Raw genomic sequence first — 19,267 nt, forward strand, 5'->3', positions numbered from 1 at the left:
CGGAACTTTTATTCCGCTGCTTATCTTACGCTTAGAAAGGATTTTAGTAAAATGAGTCTGATTCACCGTTATAAAAGCAATGGCTTTAATATTGTACTGGATATCAACAGTGGATGCATCCATCTGGTAGATGAGGTTACATATGAGGTTCTTCCATATCTGGAAGAGGGCCTTGGCACAGAAGCTATTGCAGAGAAACTGGAAAACAAATATAACAGAGAAGATATTGAGACATCTGTAAGAGAATGTAATAAGCTGAAAGAAGATGGAATGCTTTTTACAAAAGATGTTTATGAGAATGTAATTGAAGAATTTTCAAATAACCGGCAGACCGTTGTAAAAGCATTGTGCCTGCACATTGCTCATGACTGCAATCTGGCCTGCCGTTATTGTTTTGCCGAAGAAGGCGAATATCATGGCAGAAGAGCTCTTATGTCTTATGAAGTCGGCAAAAAAGCTCTTGATTTCCTGATCGCGAACTCCGGTTCCAGAAAAAACCTGGAAGTAGATTTCTTTGGCGGCGAGCCGCTGATGAACTGGCAGGTTGTAAAAGATCTGGTAAAATATGGCAGAGAGCAGGAAAAGCTTCACAATAAGAAATTCCGTTTCACTTTAACAACAAACGGAGTTCTTCTGAATGATGAAGTAATGGAATTCTGCAATAAAGAGATGGGCAACGTTGTACTGAGTGTGGACGGACGTAAGGAAGTACATGATTACATGCGTCCATTCAGAAAAGGTGCAGGAAGCTATGACCTGATCATGCCGAAGTTCCAGAAGTTTGCAGAATCCAGAAATCAGGACAAGTATTATGTAAGAGGTACTTTTACTCACCATAATCTTGATTTCTCCAAGGATGTGCTTCATCTGGCAGATCTTGGATTCAAACAGATTTCTGTAGAGCCTGTAGTTGCGGCTGATACGGAGGAATATGCGATCCGCGAGGAGGATATCCCCCAGATCATGGAAGAGTATGATACTCTTGCAAAAGAAATGATTAAAAGAGAGAAAGAGGGAAAAGGATTTAACTTCTTCCATTTTATGATCGACCTTACAGGTGGCCCTTGTGTATACAAGAGACTGTCAGGCTGCGGTTCAGGAACAGAGTACCTGGCTGTAACACCCTGGGGTGATTTTTACCCATGTCACCAGTTTGTTGGTGAAGAACAGTATCTCATGGGAAATGTAGATGAAGGCATCACAAAGCCGGAAATCCAGAAGGAATTCGGCGGATGCAACGTTTACACAAAGAAAGACTGCAAAGACTGCTTCGCACGTTTCTACTGTAGTGGCGGATGTGCGGCAAATGCATTCCATTTCCAGGGAGATATCAAAGGCAATTATGAAATCGGATGCGAACTCCAGAGAAAACGTGTGGAGTGCGCCATCATGATAAAAGCCGCACTGGCATGTGATTAGTGGGCAGTAATCTGTCTGACTGATACCGCCGTCGGCTGTTATCATAACAGAAAATGGCTGGCAGGCGGATGAACATGACCGCGGACAAAAAATCAAGAAGGGAAAAGAACTATGAAGAAAAGTAAAGGAATCGTAGTGCTGCTTCTGACACTGATCCTGACTGTGTTCTTTTGCTTTACTGCAGCCGTAGGTATCGGTCCTACCGGAACCGGTGCAGCAAAACATATCAACACGGGTCTTGATCTTGCCGGTGGTGTCAGCATTACCTACCAGGCTAAGGAGAGCAATCCGACAAGCGAAGAGATGTCAGATACGATCTACAAGCTTCAGAAGCGTGTAGAGCAGTACAGTACTGAGGCTCAGGTATACCAGGAAGGATCAGACCGTATTACAGTTGAAATTCCTGGTGTTACAGATGCAGATACTATTCTGAATGATCTGGGTAAACCAGGTTCCCTGTATTTCATCACAAAAGAAGATGCTGACGGAAACCAGAACTTTACTACAGGACAGGATGGATATGTTCTCTCCAGAACTATGGATGAGATCAAGGAATCCGGAAGTGTTGTTCTGGAAGGTTCTGATGTAGCAGATGCCCAGGGTGGTGCGATCCAGAATCAGAACACAAGTGCAAAGGAATATGTGGTAAGTCTTACTCTTACTTCTGATGGAGAAAACAGTGGTAAAACAAAATTTGCAGAAGCTACAAAGAATAATGTAGGCAAGCAGATCGCTATCGTCTATGACAATAACATTATCAGTGCTCCGAATGTAAATGAAGAGATTTCCGGCGGAAAAGCACAGATCAGCGGAATGTCTGACCTGGAAGAAGCACAGAACCTTGCTTCTTATATCCGTATCGGTTCTCTGGGACTGGAACTGGAAGAACTTCGTTCCAGTGTTGTAGCTGCACAGCTTGGTGAAGAAGCAATCTCTACAAGTGTTCTTGCAGGTGCGATCGGTCTGATCATCGTTATTATCTTTATGATCATTGCATACCGCATACCTGGTATAGTTGCAGGTATTGCACTGATTCTTTATACATCATTAATGCTGATCACGCTGAATGCCTTTGATATTACTCTTACTCTTCCGGGTATTGCGGGTATTATCCTTGGTATCGGTATGGCGGTGGATGCCAATGTTATTATTTATGCCCGAATCAGAGAGGAAATTGGTGCAGGAGTTTCAGTAAGGAATTCTATTAAGTCCGGTTTCAGCAAAGCTTTCTCTGCAATCTTTGATGGAAATATTACAACACTGATCGCAGCCTTTGTGCTGATGTGGCTTGGTTCAGGTACTGTTAAGGGATTTGCTTATACACTTGCCCTTGGTATCGTGATCTCCATGTTTACAGCACTGGTTGTATCCAGACTGATTGTAAATGCACTTTATGCAGTTGGTGTACGTGATCCGAAATTCTACGGATCTGCAAAAGAACGTAAGGCAGTTGATTTCCTTGGAAAGAAGAAAGTATTTTTTGCTATTTCCATTATCCTGATCCTCTGCGGTCCGGCAGCGATGTTTGCTAATTCGCATGCAGGAAACAAAGCGTTAAATTACAGCCTTGAGTTCTCAGGCGGTACTTCTACAACTGTTACATTTAACGAAGATATGGATATTAAGACCATTGATTCTGAAGTAACTCCTGTTGTAGAAGAGGTGACAGGAGATAAAAATGTTCAGCCTACAAAGGTAGTCGGAACAAATCAGGTTGTGATTAAGACACGTTCTCTGAATCAGAGCGAACGTGAAGCTCTGCAGAGTGCACTGGTCGAGAAATTTGGTGTAGATGACAGCACGATTTCCACAGAAAGTATTTCTTCTACAGTAAGTAGTGAAATGCGTCGTGATGCGATCGTAGCCGTTATAGTAGCTACAATCTGTATGCTTCTTTATATCTGGTTCAGATTTAAAGACATCCGTTTTGCAAGCAGTGCGGTATTGGCGCTTCTGCATGATGTTCTGGTTGTACTTGCATTCTATGCTATTGCCAGAGTATCTGTCGGTAATACATTTATTGCCTGCATGCTTACGATCGTAGGTTATTCTATCAATGCTACAATCGTTATTTTTGACCGTATACGTGAGAACCTTCACAGTGGTTCCAGAGAAAAACTGGCAGAAATTGTAAACACAAGTATCACCCAGACTCTTACAAGAAGTATTTATACCTCTTTTACAACTTTTGTTATGGTAGCTGTTCTTTATATCATGGGTGTTTCTTCTATCCGTGAATTTGCAGCACCTCTGATGGTTGGTGTTCTTGTCGGTGCATATTCTTCTGTATGTATTACAGGTGCGTTGTGGTATGTGATGAAAAAGAAATTTGCAGGAAAAGGACAGCCGGCAATTGCTGCAGCTTCCGCATCTGCAAAGTCCTCTTCAAAGCCGAAGAAAGCACGTGATGTATCACAGAAAGATCCGACTCAGCCAAAGAAGAAAAACAGAAAAAGAGTAGCTGAACGTCTGGCTGCCGAAGAAGCAGCTAAAAAACAGCAGAATGATGATGCTGAATAAAACAATAAGTGTCTGAAAAACAGGCAGACAGAAATATCCCGGGGTAAAACTCCGGGATATTTTTATGAGGAGAGAAAATATATGGAGAAATGGGTAATAGCAGCAAAAAGAGCAGATTTTAACCAGATCGGTCAACAGTTTCATATTGATCCGGTGATTGCGAGACTGATCAGGAACAGAGATGTGATCGGAGAAGATAAGATAAGAGAGTATCTGTCAGGAACAGTACAAGAGCTTCCTTCTCCCTGGCTGATGAAGGATATGGAAAAAGCTGTAGATATCCTGGAGAAAAAAATATCGCAGAAAGCAAAAGTCCGTATTATTGGTGATTATGATATTGATGGTGTGACCTCTACATACATTTTAATGAAAGGCCTTGCGAGAATCGGAGCAGATGTGGATACTTATATTCCGGACAGAGTTGCAGACGGATATGGGATTCATGCACATCTTATAGAAAGAGCGGAAACGGACCGGATCGATACAATCGTGACCTGTGATAATGGAATTGCTGCGGCTGCTGAAATCCAGATGGCAAAGGATAAGGGAATGACAGTGATTATTACAGATCATCACGAGGTTCCTTACAGGGAGGAAAAGGGAGAACGCCAGATGGTGCTTCCTCCGGCAGATGCGATTTTGAATCCGAAACAATATGATTGTCCATACCCGAATAAAAACCTGTGTGGGGCAGTGGTGGCCTTTAAATATATTGCAGCACTTTACGAGAGATTTGGTGTTCCGGCAGAGGAGCTGGAAGATTATTATGAACTGGCGGCTATTGCAACAGTAGGAGATGTTATGGATCTTCAGGGAGAGAACAGGATTCTGGTAAAAGAAGGGCTGTGCCGTCTGAAAAATACCAAAAATCAAGGATTGCAGGAACTGATCCGTGCAAATTCTCTGGAAGATGCTAAAATCACAGCTTATCATATCGGATTTGTGCTGGGACCATGTATCAATGCCAGTGGCAGACTGGATACAGCTGCCCGTTCTCTTGCACTTCTCAATGCAAAAACAAAGGAAGAAGCAGCAAGGCTTGCCGGAGATCTTACAGCTCTTAATCAGAGCCGAAAAGCTCTCACTGAGAAAGGAAAAGAAGAGGCAATCCGGATCATAGAGACTACAGAGCTGAAAAATGACAGAGTACTGGTAGTTTATCTTCCGGATTGTCATGAAAGTCTTGCCGGTATTATAGCAGGCAGGATCAGGGAAAAATATCACAGGCCTGCCTTTGTATTGACGGGCGGTGAGGCAAGTGCAAAAGGAAGCGGAAGATCAATAGAAAGTTACTCTATGTATGAAGAACTGGTAAAATGTGCAGACCTGATGATACAGTTTGGAGGTCATCCGATGGCAGCAGGTCTTTCTATAGAAGAAAAAAATATAGAAGAATTCCGGAGACGCCTCAATGTCAACTGTACGTTGACGGACGAAGAATTGCGTCCTAAGATCGTGATTGATGTGCCGATGCCTGTGTCTTATATTACAAAAGAACTGGTAGAACAGATTTCGCTTCTGGAACCCTTTGGAAAAGGGAATACAAAACCGGTCTTTGCACAGAAAAATCTCAGAGTGCTTGATTACAGTATTATCGGGAAAAATAAAAATGTAGTAAAACTAAAACTTCTCGATCCGCAGGGGATTTCAGTGGAAGGCATTTATTTCGGAGAAGCAGAGGATTTTGTGAACTTTATCAGGGAAAAAGACAGTATTTCTGTTACTTATTATCCGGAGATCAACAGATTCAGGGGACGAGAGAGTCTTCAGATTATTATTCAGAATTACTGTTAATATTACCGCCTGTTTTGTAACCGCCGGTAAGCCTGGAAATACAAATGTCAGGGCTTAACAGTAACTTGATTCTGAAATAAAAAGGTGATATACTATAAAATATTTATGAGCGAACAGCAATATAACACACACTGGAGGAGAAATAAAATGAAGAAAATTGAAGATTATGTATTAAGTATACCGGATTTTCCTGAACCGGGGATTATTTTCAGAGATATTACAAGTGTTCTGCAGGATGCGGATGGCCTGCAGTTGGCAATCGACTCCATGCAGGACTGTCTTAAGGATATAGATGTGGACGTGATTGCAGGAACAGAGTCCAGAGGCTTTATCTTTGGTGTACCGATCGCATATAATCTTCATAAACCATTTGTACCGATTCGTAAAAAAGGCAAACTTCCCCGCGAAACAGTATCTGTAAGCTATGATCTGGAATATGGCAGTGCAGAGATTGAAATGCATAAAGATTCCATAAAACCAGGTCAGAAAGTGGTTATCGTTGATGATCTGATCGCAACAGGCGGTACGATCGAAGCAGCGATCAAGCTGGTGGAACAGCTTGGCGGTGAGGTTGTCAAGGTTGTATTTCTCATGGAACTTGCAGGTTTAAAGGGACGCGAAAGACTGAATGGGTATGATGTAGCGTCCGTAATTTGTTATGATGGTAAATAAGCACAGCTGATTGTGCAGGACAGGCAGGTGGGAGCATATGACAGAGATAACAAAAAGTACAGAAGCAAAAAAAGATGAAATGCAGGTTGAAAAAGAGAAGCTGGAATCTGTAAAGAGAGCAGATGCGGCAGTAAAGACCATGCATGATTTTACAAGTCCGGAGGTGCTTTATAAAGAACTGATAAACAGTGTTCTGAAGTATCATCCATCAACAGATATTTCCATGATAGAGAAGGCATATAAGGTTGCAAGTGAAGCTCATGAAGGACAGAAGAGAAAGTCCGGAGAGCCATATATCATTCATCCTTTGTGTGTTGCCATCATTCTGGCAGATCTGGAACTTGACAAAGAAACGATAGTTGCAGGTCTTCTTCATGATGCAGTTGAAGATACCTGGATGACCTATGAGGAAGTGGAGAAGGAATTTGGTTCAGAGGTTGCACTTCTTGTGGATGGTGTTACCAAGCTGGGACAGTTATCTTATTCTGCGGATAAAGTAGAAGTTCAGGCAGAGAACCTCAGAAAGATGTTTCTTGCCATGGCTAAGGATATCAGAGTTATTCTGATCAAGCTTGCAGACCGTCTTCATAATATGCGTACCTTACAGTATATGCGTCCTGAAAAGCAGCAGGAAAAGGCCAGAGAGACCATGGATATTTATGCTCCTATTGCCATGCGTCTGGGTATTTCCAAGATAAAGGTAGAGCTGGATGACCTGTCGCTGAAATACCTTAAGCCGGATGTATATTATGACCTGGTGCATAAGGTTGCCCTGCGTAAAAGCGAGAGAGAACAGTTTGTAGGTGCGATTGTAAAAGAAGTTAAGAAACATATGGATGATGCCAATATTAAGGCGCAGGTGGACGGACGTGTAAAACACTTTTTCAGCATCTACAAGAAGATGGTAAATCAGGATAAGACTATTGATCAGATTTATGATTTATTTGCTGTCCGTATTCTTGTAGATACAGTGAAGGATTGTTATGCTGCCCTTGGTGTGATCCATGAGATGTATAAGCCGATTCCGGGAAGGTTTAAAGATTATATTGCCATGCCGAAACCCAATATGTATCAGTCATTGCATACCACATTGATCGGACCTAACGGACAGCCCTTTGAAATCCAGATTCGTACTTATGAAATGCACAGAACTGCAGAATATGGTATCGCTGCACACTGGAAATATAAGGAGTCGTCTGACGGAAAAGCTCCTGTAGGTAAGAGTGAGGAAGAGAAACTGAACTGGCTGCGTCAGATTCTGGAATGGCAGAGAGACATGTCTGATAACAAAGAATTCATGAGTCTTCTGAAGAATGACCTGGATCTTTTTGCGGACAGTGTTTACTGTTTTACTCCACAGGGAGATGTTAAAACACTTCCAAGTGGTTCTACACCGGTGGATTTTGCATACAGTGTTCACAGTGCAGTCGGAAATAAGATGGTAGGTGCCAGAGTTAACGGTAAGCTGGTTCCTATTGAATATGAGATCAAAAACGGTGACCGTATTGAGATCATTACTTCCCAGAATTCTCAGGGACCAAGCCGCGACTGGCTGAAACTGGTTAAGAGTACTCAGGCAAAGAACAAGATTAACCAGTGGTTCAAGAAGGAATTAAAAGAAGATAATATTCTTAAGGGTAAGGAGATGCTTGCGCAGTATGCGCGCGCAAAGGGATTTAAGATTGCAAATTATACAAAAACCCAGTATCTGGAGGCTGTTTTGCGTAAATATGGTTTCAGGGACTGGGATTCAGTACTTGCTGCAATTGGTCATGGCGGATTGAAAGAAGGTCAGGTTTTCAATAAGCTGGTAGAGGCTTATGATAAGGAAAATAAGAAGAATCTGACAGATGAGCAGGTTCTTGAGGCTGCTTCTGAGACACAGGAGAAGCTTCACATTGCCAAGAGCAAGAGCGGCATTGTGGTAAAAGGAATCCATGATGTGGCAGTCCGTTTTTCCAAGTGCTGTAATCCAATCCCGGGTGATGAGATTGTAGGCTTTGTTACAAGAGGACGTGGAATCACAATTCATCGTACAGATTGTGTCAATGTGCTGAATATGTCTGAGACAGACAGGACACGACTGATCGAGGCAGAGTGGCAGCAGCCTGATACCAAGGAAAAAGAGAAGTATATGGCTGAGATTCAGGTTTATGCAAATAACCGTACAGGGCTTCTTGTGGATCTTTCTAAAATATTTACAGAACGTAAGATCGACCTGCGAAGTATCAACAGCCGTACAAGCAAGCAGGAGAAGGCGACTATTTCCATGAGTTTTGAGATTGGAAGCAAAGAGGAACTGCGTTCCCTGATCGAGAAGATCCGTCAGGTAGAGAGTGTCATTGACGTAGAGAGAACTACAGGCTGATCATGGAAAAATCTGCTGAAACATTATTTTATGGAACTGCTGCAGATTGACAGAAAGGAATAACATGAAGAATTTAGAATTACAGAAATGTATATTAGGACCTGTATATACAAATTGCTATCTCCTTAAGAATAAAGAAACCGGAGAACTGATCATTGTTGATCCCGCAGATTGTCCGGAGAAGATTGAAATGAAGATTTCCCGGATGAATGGAAAACCGGTGGCGATTCTTCTTACCCATGGACATTTTGACCACATTCTGGCTGCACAGGCAGTAAAGGAGAAATATAATATTCCGATTTATGCCTGTCGTCAGGAAGAGGAGATGCTCCGCGAACCTTCGATCAATATGACTGTACATTATGGACAGGGATGTTCTATTGTGCCGGATGTATTTCTGGAGGATCTGGATGTTATCAGACTGGCGGGATTTTCCGTTCAGATGATCCATACACCGGGACATACCAAAGGAAGCTGCTGTTATTATCTGAAAGATGAAGGTGTATTGTTCAGCGGTGATACAGTGTTCTATGGCTCTGTTGGAAGAACGGATTTTCCGGGTGGAAGTACAGCAGAAATCGTGAGAAGTCTCCATAAACTGGTAGATTCGCTTCCTGAAGAGACCGAGGTTTTCCCCGGACATGATGCGTCTACCACTATTGGTTATGAAAAGAGGTATAATCCATTTGTGTAAAATAGGCATTCTGTTTGAGAACAGAGATTTTGAACATGATGTTTATGAACTGATCAAAGCGTTTTATCCCGAAGCGGAGATACATACTCTTTATGAAAATGCTGAAGCAGAGTATGACCTCCGCTTCAGTGTGGAACAGGATAATGACAGTTATATCATAAAATACGAAAGGACAGAGAATCTGTCGAAACAGGAAACAGAGCAAAAAGGGGTAATTTCCGCAGACATACTTTCTAAAGAGAATGCAGGCTGTGGAATACAGGATGCTCATGCTCTGAGAAAAGAGAATAAAGATAATATCAAATATGCTCTGTATCAGTTGTTGGTAAAACTGACGGGCAGAACTCTTCCATGGGGAAATCTGACAGGAATACGTCCTGCCAAACTGGCAATGGGAATGATCGAATCCGGAATGAAAAATACGGAAGCAGCCCGGGAGATGCGTGAGAGATATCTGGTAAGTCCGCAGAAAACAGCGCTTGCCATCACTATTGCAAACAGGGAAAGAGAGATTCTGAAGGATATTGACTATGAAAATGGATACAGCCTTTATATTGGAATCCCGTTTTGCCCAAGTATCTGTCTGTATTGTTCCTTCAGCTCCTATCCGCTGAAAGTGTGGGAGAAGAGAACAGATGAATATGTGGAAGCTCTCTGCCGGGAGGTAAGAGAGACTGCTCTTATGATGAAGGGAAGAAAACTGGACACCATCTATATTGGCGGCGGTACCCCGACTACACTGCTTCCACATCAGATCCGTAAGCTCCTGGATACAGTGGGAGAAGCTTTTGGCTATGAAGGACTGGCAGAGTTTACTGTGGAAGCCGGCAGACCGGACAGTATTACACGTGAAAAGCTGATGGCGATCAGGGAGTATCCGGTAACAAGAATTTCCGTAAATCCACAGACTATGAATCAGGAAACCCTGGATATTATCGGCCGCAGACATACTGTGGAGCAGACAAAAGAAGCGTTTCATCTGGCACGAGAGCTGGGATACGATAACATTAACATGGATCTGATCGTAGGTCTTCCGGGTGAGGATATTCACATGGTAGAGCGGACTCTTGAACAGGTTCGTGAACTGGCACCGGACAGTATTACCGTACATTCACTGGCAGTGAAACGTGCAGCAAGGCTGAATATTTTTAAAGAGAAATATCAGGAAATGTCTTTTGAGAATAATCAGGAAATTATGGATCTGACCATGAAAACTGCGTATGAAATGGGAATGGGTCCTTATTATCTGTACAGACAGAAGAATATGAAGGGAAATTTTGAAAATGTTGGCTATGCAAAGGTTGACAAAGCGGGAATTTACAATATACTGATTATGGAGGAAAAACAGCCTATCATCGCACTGGGGGCAGGCGGTTCTTCCAAGCTGGTCTTTGACCATGGACAGAGAATTGAACGTGTGGAGAATGTAAAAGACGTTTCTAATTATATTTCCCGCATTGATGAGATGATCGAGAGAAAACGGACAGCAATAGCTACCTGGCTGTAGGATGTGGAGGTAACATTTTGGACACAGTACAAAAGACAGCGGCAGGTTCACAGCAGAGGATCCTGGAATTTGACCTTGCTTCTGAACTGCATCATGGAATGCTGGTAAGTAATCTGGCTTATGCGGTTGCAGAGGAGATGGGACTGCCGCATGAACAGTGCTATGAGCTTGCAATAGCAGGAATGCTCCATGATATAGGAAAGCTGAAGCTGACAAGTTATATTAACGGACAGGAGCAGGATCCTCTGGTGATCGAGGAACTGAAGTATGTCCGGATGCATTCTACATTGGGATATGAGGAACTTAAAGGGCAGGGATATTCGGATTTTGTATTGGAGAGTATCCTGTACCATCATGAGAATTATGATGGCAGTGGATATCCGTCCAATAAAGCAGGTGATGACATACCCATAGGTGCCCGGATACTCAGAGTCTGCGATGTATATGCAGCATTGATCTCTGACAGACCATACAGAAGAGGATTTGATATTTCTTCAGTTATGGAGTTGATGATTGATGAAGTAAAAAATTTTGATATGCAGGTTTTTCTTGCGTTTCAGAGAGTGGTTCATAATGGAGACGGGCAGAATTTTTATAAAAGAGGAGGACAACATGGCATTAAAGAAGAAACCGGTAACCGGTATGAAGGACATTTTACCAAAAGAGATGGAAATCCGTAATTATGTGATGAACATGATTCGTGAAACATACGGAACATTTGGCTTTTCATCTATAGAGACACCATGTGTGGAGCATATTGAAAATCTTTCCAGTAAACAGGGCGGAGAGAATGAGAAACTTATTTTCAAGATCCTGAAACGTGGGGAGAAACTGAAACTTGCGGAAGCAGAGAAAGAAAGTGATCTGGTTGACTCCGGACTTCGCTACGATCTGACTGTGCCGCTTTCCAGATATTATTCAAACAACGCAAATGAGCTTCCGGCTCCTTTTAAGGCACTTCAGATGGGAAATGTGTGGAGAGCAGACAGACCGCAGAGAGGACGTTTCCGTCAGTTTATGCAGTGTGATATTGATATTCTGGGTGAGCCTACTTATCTGGCTGAGATCGAACTGGTTCTTGCTACCACAACGTTGCTTGGAAAGCTGGATTTCCACAACTTTACGATTCGCATCAATGACAGAAAAATCTTAAAAGCGATGGCGCAATACAGTGGATTCCCACAGGAAAGCTTTGACACTGTGTTTATCATTCTGGACAAGATGGACAAGATTGGTCTGGAAGGTGTTGCAGAAGAACTGGAGAAGGAAGGATTTGCAAAAGAGAGCATTGATACTTATCTTGGACTTTTCAAAGAGATCACTTCTGACATTGAGGGTGTCCGTTATTGCAAGGAGAAATTAAAAGATGTTCTGGATCCTAAGGTTGCCGAGGATCTTGAGACTATTATTTCTACTGTGGATTCTGTTAAAACAGCAGACTTCAGGATGTCCTTTGATCCGACTCTGGTACGTGGAATGTCCTACTATACAGGTCCGATCTTTGAGATTTCTATGGATGAGTTCGGCGGCAGTGTAGGCGGCGGCGGACGTTACGATGAGATGATCGGTAAATTTACCGGAAACAATACATCCGCATGTGGTTTCTCCATTGGATTTGAGAGGATCGTAATGCTTCTCCTTGAGAGAAATTACGAAATTCCGACAAAGAATGGAAAGAAAGCATATCTTATTGAGAAGAACATGCCGGCTGATAAGATGCTGACTATTCTGAAACAGGCTCAGGAAGAGCGTAATGCAGGAACTCAGATCAATATTTCTATTATGAAGAAGAATAAGAAATTCCAGAAAGATCAGATGACGGCAGAAGGTTATACAGAGTTTGTTGAATTCTTTAGAGACAGAGTGTAAAGGTCGTTAAATTTTATAATTAATATAGAAAAGCATGAAAAGAGGAAAAAAACATGGCTGAAAGTATGCAGGGACTGCACAGAACATGCCGATGTGCAGAAGTGACAAAGGAAATGATCGGAAAAGAAGTCGTCCTTATGGGATGGGTTCAGAAAGCTCGCGATAAAGGCGGAATTATTTTCGTAGATTTAAGAGACCGCTCAGGTATCATGCAGCTGATCTTTGAGAATGGCAGCATTGATGAAGAAGGTTTCGCAAAAGCGGGAAAACTCAGAAGTGAATTTGTGATCGCAGTTACCGGTGTGGTAGAAGAAAGAGGCGGTGCTGTCAATAAGAATCTTGCAACAGGTGAGATTGAACTGCGTGTAAAATCTCTCCGCGTGCTGTCCGAGGCAGAAGTACCTCCTTTCCCAATCGAGGAAAACTGTAAGACAAAAGATGAAATCCGCCTGAAATATCGTTATCTGGATTTAAGAAGACCTGATCTTCAGAAAAATATTATGCTTAAAAGCAAAGTTATGATGCTCACAAGGCAGTTCTTTGCAAAAGAAGGTTTTCTTGAAATTGAGACACCTATGCTTGGAAAGAGTACACCGGAAGGTGCAAGAGATTATCTGGTACCGTCACGTGTTCATCCGGGACATTTCTATGGTCTGCCACAGTCTCCGCAGCTGTATAAACAGCTTCTGATGTGCTCTGGTTATGACCGTTATATTCAGATAGCAAGATGCTTCCGCGATGAAGACCTTCGTGCTGACAGACAGCCGGAATTTACACAGATCGATATGGAACTTTCTTTTGTAGATGTTGATGATGTTATCGATGTAAATGAGAGATTTCTTGCATATCTGTTTAAAGAAGTTCTTGATATTGATGTAAAACTCCCAATCCAGCGCATCACATGGCAGGAAGCTATGGACAGATTCGGTTCAGATAAACCGGATATGCGTTTCGGAATGGAACTGCACGATGTAAGCGATGTTGTTAAGAACTGTGGCTTCAGTGTATTTACTTCTGCTCTGGAAAACGGCGGCAGTGTCCGCGGTATCAATGCAGAAGGACAGGGCTCCATGCCTCGTAAGAAAATCGACAAACTGGTTGACTTTGCCAAAGGTTACGGTGCAAAAGGTCTGGCATACATTGCAATCGCTGAAGATGGCACAAGAAAATCTTCTTTTGCCAAATTTATGACAGATGAAGAGATGGATGCTCTGGTAGCTGCTATGGATGGTAAAGCCGGTGACCTGCTTCTGTTCGCTGCAGACAAGAAGAAACTGGTTTATGATGTACTTGGTGCACTTCGTCTGGAACTTGCAAAACAGATGGATCTGCTTGACAAGAATGAATACCGTTTTGTTTGGGTAACAGAATTCCCGCTTCTTGAGTGGAGTGAAGAAGAGAACCGTTTCACAGCAATGCATCATCCGTTTACCATGCTTATGGAAGAGGATCTTCCGCTTCTGGATACAGATCCCGGAAAAGTTCGTGCAAAAGCATACGATATCGTATTAAATGGTAATGAAATCGGTGGTGGTAGTGTGAGAATCCACCAGGATGACATTCAGGAGAGAATGTTTGAGGCACTTGGATTCACCAAAGAAGCGGCCCATGAACAGTTCGGATTCCTTCTGGATGCATTCAAATACGGAGTTCCGCCTCACGCAGGACTGGCATACGGACTTGACCGTCTGGTAATGCTTATGGCTAAGGTTGACAGTATTCGTGATGTCATTGCATTCCCGAAAGTCAAAGATGCATCCTGCCTGATGACACAGTCACCAAGTCGTGTAAGTGAAGATCAGTTAAAAGAACTGGAACTGGAAGTCAGACCTGAGGAAGTAACTGAATAAGGATGGAGCTTACAATTCAGACGTTTTTGATTGTATGCCCGTTGGTATTCCTTGCAGGATTAGTTGATTCTATCGCAGGCGGGGGTGGTTTGATCTCCCTGCCTGCGTATCTGCTTGCAGGGGTTCCGATGCACAATGCGATAGCAACGAATAAATTATCCTCGGCAACTGGGACAGCGATTTCAACAGCACGTTTATGTAAGAATAAATTTGTAGACTGGGGAGTTGCACTGCCATGTATTTCCATGGCTCTTGTCGGTTCTTTTGCAGGCGCTCATATTGCGCTTCTTGCCAGTGATAAGATATTAAAATGGATGCTGATTACAGTACTTCCTATTGTTGCGTTTTATGTAATGAAGAAGAAAAATCTGGATGATAACAGCAATGTAGAGATTTCCAGAAAGAAACAGTGGATTTTGTGTGCGGTGTGTTCTCTGGCTGTTGGCTGCTACGATGGCTTTTATGGGCCGGGAACTGGTACGTTTCTGCTTATTTTATATACAGGAGTAGCAAAACTTCCCGTAGCGAAAGCTTCCGGAACTATGAAACTTGCAAATCTTTCTTCTAATATAATGGCATTAGTTGTTTTTTTATTTAGTGGAAAGATTGTCATATATCTTGGACTTGCAGCTTCTGTTTTTTCCATTGCAGGGCATTATGTAGGATCTGGAATGGTAATGAAAAATGGAAATAAAATCGTAAGACCGATTATTCTGATCGTTCTGGTTTTACTGTTTATCAAAATTATAACGGGGATGTAAAAAGAATAAGACAAAGGTTAAAAAGACCACCATATCATAGAATGATTCGGGAAAGGAACATTTCTGTGATATGGTGGCCTTTTTAGTTGTTTAACCAAACTGCGAAGCAGTTATTTGGTTATGAGCAAGTAGCGGAAGCGGATTGCGAATATCCGATTGACTAATCGTTAATTGGAACTGCTTTCAGTAGAAGTATTATCATCTGTCTGCTTATCTGTATCGGCAGAAATATTTTCATCCTCAGAATCAGAAGTCTCGAGAGGAGAATCTGTCAAAGTACCGAAAATAGCATTTCCCAAAGTATTTCCCTCATCCTGAAGTTTCCAGGATACCCCATCATTGATTAGAACAAAATCTACATCATTGACGGTAGTAACGGTATTATCATTGATGCTGTTCAGAAGAATTTCGAAAGATTTCTCGTATCGTTTCTGGGAGCCATCGATAACTGCGTCAGCAGAAGCCAGATATTTATCAAGCTTTTCCTGATAATCAGCCAGGATCGAATCACTGTCAAAGGTTGTAATTTCAGTTGTAACAGTGGCATTGTATCCATTTTCACTGCTGGATTTAATGACATAATTAAAATTTTTATGAATCTGTTCGGCAAGTGCTGAGGCAATGGAATTTTTTGCAGTATCGGATGTATTCATGATATTTACTACCCCCAGATAAGATGTCATTTCTTTCAAATCCAGTTTCTGTAGAGTGTCAAGATAGACGGTCAGGGTATCTTCCGGTGAAAGGATATCCGGATCTGCCAGATCAGCTATAAGACCGCCGACAAGGTCATCTTCCAGAGAATTGGTACGCTGGATCTTCCATTTTTCCTTTTTATCATTGCCTGTATTGACAAGCTGTATGTTACAGTCTGTCTCAGCTGTATCATAGTCATTTGTGTTTAAAAGGTGATTCAGGATCAGATAATGAGCCTCAAGAGATCTGGAAGAATCTTTGATATTTCCTTTTTGTGCCTGGGCTGACTCTGTGATCTGTGTCCGGAGAAGTTCTGCTTTAAAATCTCTGGCAAGAACTTTGGAATCGATTGTGGTCAGTTTGACAGAAACAGTGGCAGAATGATTGGCTGTGCCGACGATGACATCCGAAATTTTGTAATTAAATTTCCGGAAAAAGAGAGAAAAGGTTTCATTGATTTCATCAGTTAAATCAGTATTCTCTGTGGCATCGGGGAACAGCTCTGTATAGGGTATGTATTTTTGCGTAGTTTCTGAATCGAGATTTTTTAACTGATCCAGTTCATTTCTGACTACACTCTTTACATCTGACTCATTTTTGCGGAAACAGCCGCTGCTTACAGATACAGCAAAAAGAAAAAATAAGACAGAGAAAAGAAGAATCAGGTGTTTGTTTATATTCATACGTGTTCTTTCCTTTCACAGTGCTTTCTGTGCAACTGTTTGACAGTTACTTTTCTGTTTATTTTAACAGATTTTGTACTGACTGTCAAAAAAGTGAAAAAGATGAACGAAATTCATAAAAAAAACGTGAAAAAATTGTGAAAAATGTTGCCATTTGATTACAATGCTTTTATTTTAAGGCAGAATCTGCTATGATAGGAAAGTGAATAATAATGATATAAAAAAGCAGTAGTGTATAATAGATGTTAGCCTGAACAAGGTGATAATATCAAGGAGGCAACTTATGAAGAAGCGTATTATTATCGTTTTGGGAATCCTGATCGCAGCAGGTGGTATCGGAACCGGTGTCTGGTATCACTTTAAAGGAAACGGTCAGAGTGGAACCGGTGATTCTATTGTGTATGTGTCAAAAGTAAGTGTGATCACCGGATCTGAAACAACAGCGGTAAATCGGTTTGCCGGTGTGGTAGAACCGCAGAAAACTGTAAACGTAAAAATAGAAAGTGGACGAAAAGTAAAAGAAGTGGAAGTTAAGACCGGAGAAGAGGTAAAGGCCGGACAGCTTCTTTTTGAATATGATCTCAGCAGTATTGAGGATGATCTGAAGCAGGCGCAACTGGATCTGGACAGATTAAAAAATGAACAGATCAGCCTGACAGAACAGATAGCTACGCTGGAAGCGGAGAAGAAAAAAGCAAAGGCCGAAGATCAGTTGTCCTATACCATTGAAATCGAGACTAACAAAATGAATCTCAAGAAGAATGAATATAGTCAGAAGAGTAAACAGTCTGAAATTGATAAACTTCAGAGCGCAACACAGAATACAGAGGTTCGAAGTGAAATAGATGGTGTGATACAGAAAATTGACACTTCCAAAATGACAAGTGACGACGGTGATTCTGTGGATGACAGCAGTGCAATGGACAGTAGCATGTCGTCAGGTGACGGAAGTTCGGACAGTTCTGCATTTATTACAATTCTCAGTACAGGTGCTTACAGAGTAAAAGGTAAAGTTAATGAACAGAACAGGGATTCTATTGTACCCGGAGAGGCAGTGATCATCCGTTCCAGAGTAGACAGCAGTAAAACATGGAAAGGAACGATGGGATCCGTAGATGTGAATAATGGAACTTCAGATGACAGCAGTAATGATATGTATATGGGTATGGCAAGTACCAGTTCCGATGATCAGACAACGTCTACTTCTTATCCTTTTTATGTGGAATTGGATTCCTCTGAGAATCTGATGCTTGGACAGCATGTGTACATAGAACGTGACATCGGACAGGATGAGAAAAAAGACGGTCTGTGGCTCAGTGATTACTATATTCTGGACACAGATACCAATGAACCGTATGTATGGGCAGCCAGCGATAAGAACAGACTGGAGAAGCGTTATGTAACACTTGGAGAACATGATGATGATCTTGGAGAATATAAGATTGTTGAGGGCCTTACAAAGAAAGATGCGATTGCATTCCCGACAGCGGCTCTGGAAGAAGGCGAAAAAACAGAGATCGGAGATCTGGCTCAGACAATGAGCGGAGGCGCGGACGGGATTACAGATATGGATGCTGATCATGGAAATATGGATGATGAACAGCCAGATTCCGCAGATGGGGAAGCCTATACAGATCCAGATATGGAAGAGGGTTCTGAAGATGACAGTTCGGATGACTCGATTGATCCAAATGAGGAACTTGTACCAATCGATGAGGCACCTGGTATGAGCGCAGGTGAAGACGTGGAGGGGATCGAATGATACTGGAATTAAAGGGTATATATAAAGAATATCAGCAGGGTAAAATGAAAGTTCCGGTATTAAAAGATGTGAATTTCTCCATGGAAGAAGGAGAATACGTGGCAATTATGGGACCATCTGGTTCGGGAAAAACTACTCTGATGAACATTATCGGATGTCTGGACAAGCAGACAGAGGGGACTTTTTTTCTGGATGGAGTGGATATTAAGGCGTGTTCGGAGAATGAAATGTCAGATATCCGGCTGAATAAGATAGGGTTTGTTTTTCAGAGTTTTCATCTTCTCCCTAAGCAGAGTGCTCTGGCAAATGTTGAGATGCCATTAAATTATGCGAGGGTACCTAAGAAGGAGAGAAGAGAACGCGCTCTGAAAGCACTTGACAGAGTGGGCCTGGCGGACAGAGTGGATTTTAAGCCAAATCAGCTTTCAGGAGGTCAGATGCAGAGGGTTGCCATTGCCAGGGCGATCGTCAATAACCCGAAACTTCTTCTTGCAGATGAACCTACAGGTGCTCTTGACAGTAAATCAGGTGCGCAGGTTATGGAACTTTTCCAGAGGCTGAATGATGAGGGGGTATCTGTATTGATGATCACCCATGATGCGGATATTGCCGCACATGCGAAGAGGGTGGTTACGATCAAAGATGGTATCCTTCAGGAAAAGAGGTGATCTT

The 19,267-nt window shown here is 42.2% G+C and carries 14 protein-coding genes; 13 read left to right on the forward strand and 1 reads right to left on the reverse strand.

Features of this window, described 5'->3' with window-relative positions; translation table 11 throughout:
• Positions 1-51 precede the first annotated feature (51 nt).
• From scfB to LI074_RS10600, 11 genes are all read left to right on the forward strand, one after another.
• Entirely contained in the window at positions 52-1,419 is a 1,368-nt protein-coding gene (scfB, locus tag LI074_RS10550; protein ID WP_008703733.1) for a thioether cross-link-forming SCIFF peptide maturase, read from the forward strand.
• A 111-nt stretch (positions 1,420-1,530) separates the two neighbouring features.
• Positions 1,531-3,939 (forward strand): protein translocase subunit SecD, encoded by a 2,409-nt coding sequence (gene secD / locus LI074_RS10555; protein WP_118610897.1) that lies wholly within the window; start codon positions 1,531-1,533, stop codon positions 3,937-3,939.
• Between the two features lie 81 nt (positions 3,940-4,020).
• The gene (gene recJ, locus LI074_RS10560; protein ID WP_173698166.1) at positions 4,021-5,733 is read left to right on the forward strand and encodes a single-stranded-DNA-specific exonuclease RecJ; all 1,713 of its coding nucleotides are present in this window, start codon (positions 4,021-4,023) and stop codon (positions 5,731-5,733) included.
• A 147-nt stretch (positions 5,734-5,880) separates the two neighbouring features.
• Positions 5,881-6,405 (forward strand): adenine phosphoribosyltransferase, encoded by a 525-nt coding sequence (locus LI074_RS10565; RefSeq protein ID WP_008703730.1) that lies wholly within the window; start codon positions 5,881-5,883, stop codon positions 6,403-6,405.
• A 37-nt stretch (positions 6,406-6,442) separates the two neighbouring features.
• On the forward strand, positions 6,443-8,773 hold the full coding sequence (locus LI074_RS10570) for a RelA/SpoT family protein (protein ID WP_008703728.1): 2,331 nt from the start codon (positions 6,443-6,445) through the stop codon (positions 8,771-8,773).
• Between the two features lie 64 nt (positions 8,774-8,837).
• A complete protein-coding gene (locus LI074_RS10575; protein WP_022380375.1) occupies positions 8,838-9,467 on the forward strand; it encodes an MBL fold metallo-hydrolase in 630 nt (209 codons plus the stop codon).
• Positions 9,439-10,974 (forward strand): coproporphyrinogen dehydrogenase HemZ, encoded by a 1,536-nt coding sequence (hemZ, locus tag LI074_RS10580; RefSeq protein ID WP_173698167.1) that lies wholly within the window; start codon positions 9,439-9,441, stop codon positions 10,972-10,974. Before LI074_RS10575 ends, hemZ begins: the two co-directional genes overlap by 29 nt.
• A 17-nt stretch (positions 10,975-10,991) precedes the next feature.
• The gene (locus LI074_RS10585) at positions 10,992-11,654 is read left to right on the forward strand and encodes an HD-GYP domain-containing protein (RefSeq protein WP_022380377.1); all 663 of its coding nucleotides are present in this window, start codon (positions 10,992-10,994) and stop codon (positions 11,652-11,654) included.
• Positions 11,587-12,843, forward strand: a complete 1,257-nt coding sequence (gene hisS, locus LI074_RS10590) for a histidine--tRNA ligase (RefSeq protein WP_026648797.1) — start codon at positions 11,587-11,589, stop codon at positions 12,841-12,843. The genes LI074_RS10585 and hisS overlap by 68 nt, the downstream gene beginning before the upstream one ends.
• Positions 12,844-12,896: 53 nt before the next feature.
• Positions 12,897-14,693: an aspartate--tRNA ligase gene (gene aspS / locus LI074_RS10595; RefSeq protein ID WP_173698168.1), complete on the forward strand. Its 1,797-nt coding sequence runs from the start codon at positions 12,897-12,899 to the stop codon at positions 14,691-14,693.
• A 2-nt stretch (positions 14,694-14,695) separates the two neighbouring features.
• Entirely contained in the window at positions 14,696-15,454 is a 759-nt protein-coding gene (locus tag LI074_RS10600) for a sulfite exporter TauE/SafE family protein (RefSeq protein WP_173698169.1), read from the forward strand.
• A gap of 167 nt (positions 15,455-15,621) precedes the next feature.
• Here LI074_RS10600 and LI074_RS10605 read toward each other — a convergent pair whose 3' ends face one another.
• Positions 15,622-16,833 (reverse strand): hypothetical protein, encoded by a 1,212-nt coding sequence (locus LI074_RS10605; RefSeq protein ID WP_025578890.1) that lies wholly within the window; start codon positions 16,831-16,833, stop codon positions 15,622-15,624.
• Between the two features lie 283 nt (positions 16,834-17,116).
• Between LI074_RS10605 and LI074_RS10610 the strand changes: the two genes are divergently transcribed.
• A complete protein-coding gene (locus LI074_RS10610; protein ID WP_020994015.1) occupies positions 17,117-18,595 on the forward strand; it encodes an efflux RND transporter periplasmic adaptor subunit in 1,479 nt (492 codons plus the stop codon).
• Entirely contained in the window at positions 18,592-19,263 is a 672-nt protein-coding gene (locus LI074_RS10615) for an ABC transporter ATP-binding protein (RefSeq protein ID WP_008703710.1), read from the forward strand. The genes LI074_RS10610 and LI074_RS10615 overlap by 4 nt, the downstream gene beginning before the upstream one ends.
• The last annotated feature ends 4 nt before the right edge of the window (positions 19,264-19,267 follow it).

Origin of the sequence: Blautia sp. MSK18_10 (genome assembly GCF_020553185.1) — a bacterium.
In the GTDB taxonomy this organism is placed as follows: domain Bacteria; phylum Bacillota; class Clostridia; order Lachnospirales; family Lachnospiraceae; genus Blautia_A; species Blautia_A wexlerae.

Excerpts from the sequence above, each read along its gene's own strand:
- scfB (WP_008703733.1), top strand. The coding sequence starts at position 52 with ATGAGTCTGATTCACCGTTATAAAAGCAATGGCTTTAATATTGTACTG.
- secD (WP_118610897.1), top strand. The coding sequence starts at position 1,531 with ATGAAGAAAAGTAAAGGAATCGTAGTGCTGCTTCTGACACTGATCCTG.
- recJ (WP_173698166.1), top strand. The coding sequence starts at position 4,021 with ATGGAGAAATGGGTAATAGCAGCAAAAAGAGCAGATTTTAACCAGATC.
- LI074_RS10565 (WP_008703730.1), top strand. The coding sequence starts at position 5,881 with ATGAAGAAAATTGAAGATTATGTATTAAGTATACCGGATTTTCCTGAA.
- LI074_RS10570 (WP_008703728.1), top strand. The coding sequence starts at position 6,443 with ATGACAGAGATAACAAAAAGTACAGAAGCAAAAAAAGATGAAATGCAG.
- LI074_RS10575 (WP_022380375.1), top strand. The coding sequence starts at position 8,838 with ATGAAGAATTTAGAATTACAGAAATGTATATTAGGACCTGTATATACA.
- hemZ (WP_173698167.1), top strand. The coding sequence starts at position 9,439 with ATGAAAAGAGGTATAATCCATTTGTGTAAAATAGGCATTCTGTTTGAG.
- hisS (WP_026648797.1), top strand. The coding sequence starts at position 11,587 with ATGGCATTAAAGAAGAAACCGGTAACCGGTATGAAGGACATTTTACCA.
- aspS (WP_173698168.1), top strand. The coding sequence starts at position 12,897 with ATGGCTGAAAGTATGCAGGGACTGCACAGAACATGCCGATGTGCAGAA.
- LI074_RS10600 (WP_173698169.1), top strand. The coding sequence starts at position 14,696 with ATGGAGCTTACAATTCAGACGTTTTTGATTGTATGCCCGTTGGTATTC.
- LI074_RS10605 (WP_025578890.1), bottom strand. The coding sequence starts at position 16,833 with ATGAATATAAACAAACACCTGATTCTTCTTTTCTCTGTCTTATTTTTT.
- LI074_RS10610 (WP_020994015.1), top strand. The coding sequence starts at position 17,117 with ATGAAGAAGCGTATTATTATCGTTTTGGGAATCCTGATCGCAGCAGGT.
- LI074_RS10615 (WP_008703710.1), top strand. The coding sequence starts at position 18,592 with ATGATACTGGAATTAAAGGGTATATATAAAGAATATCAGCAGGGTAAA.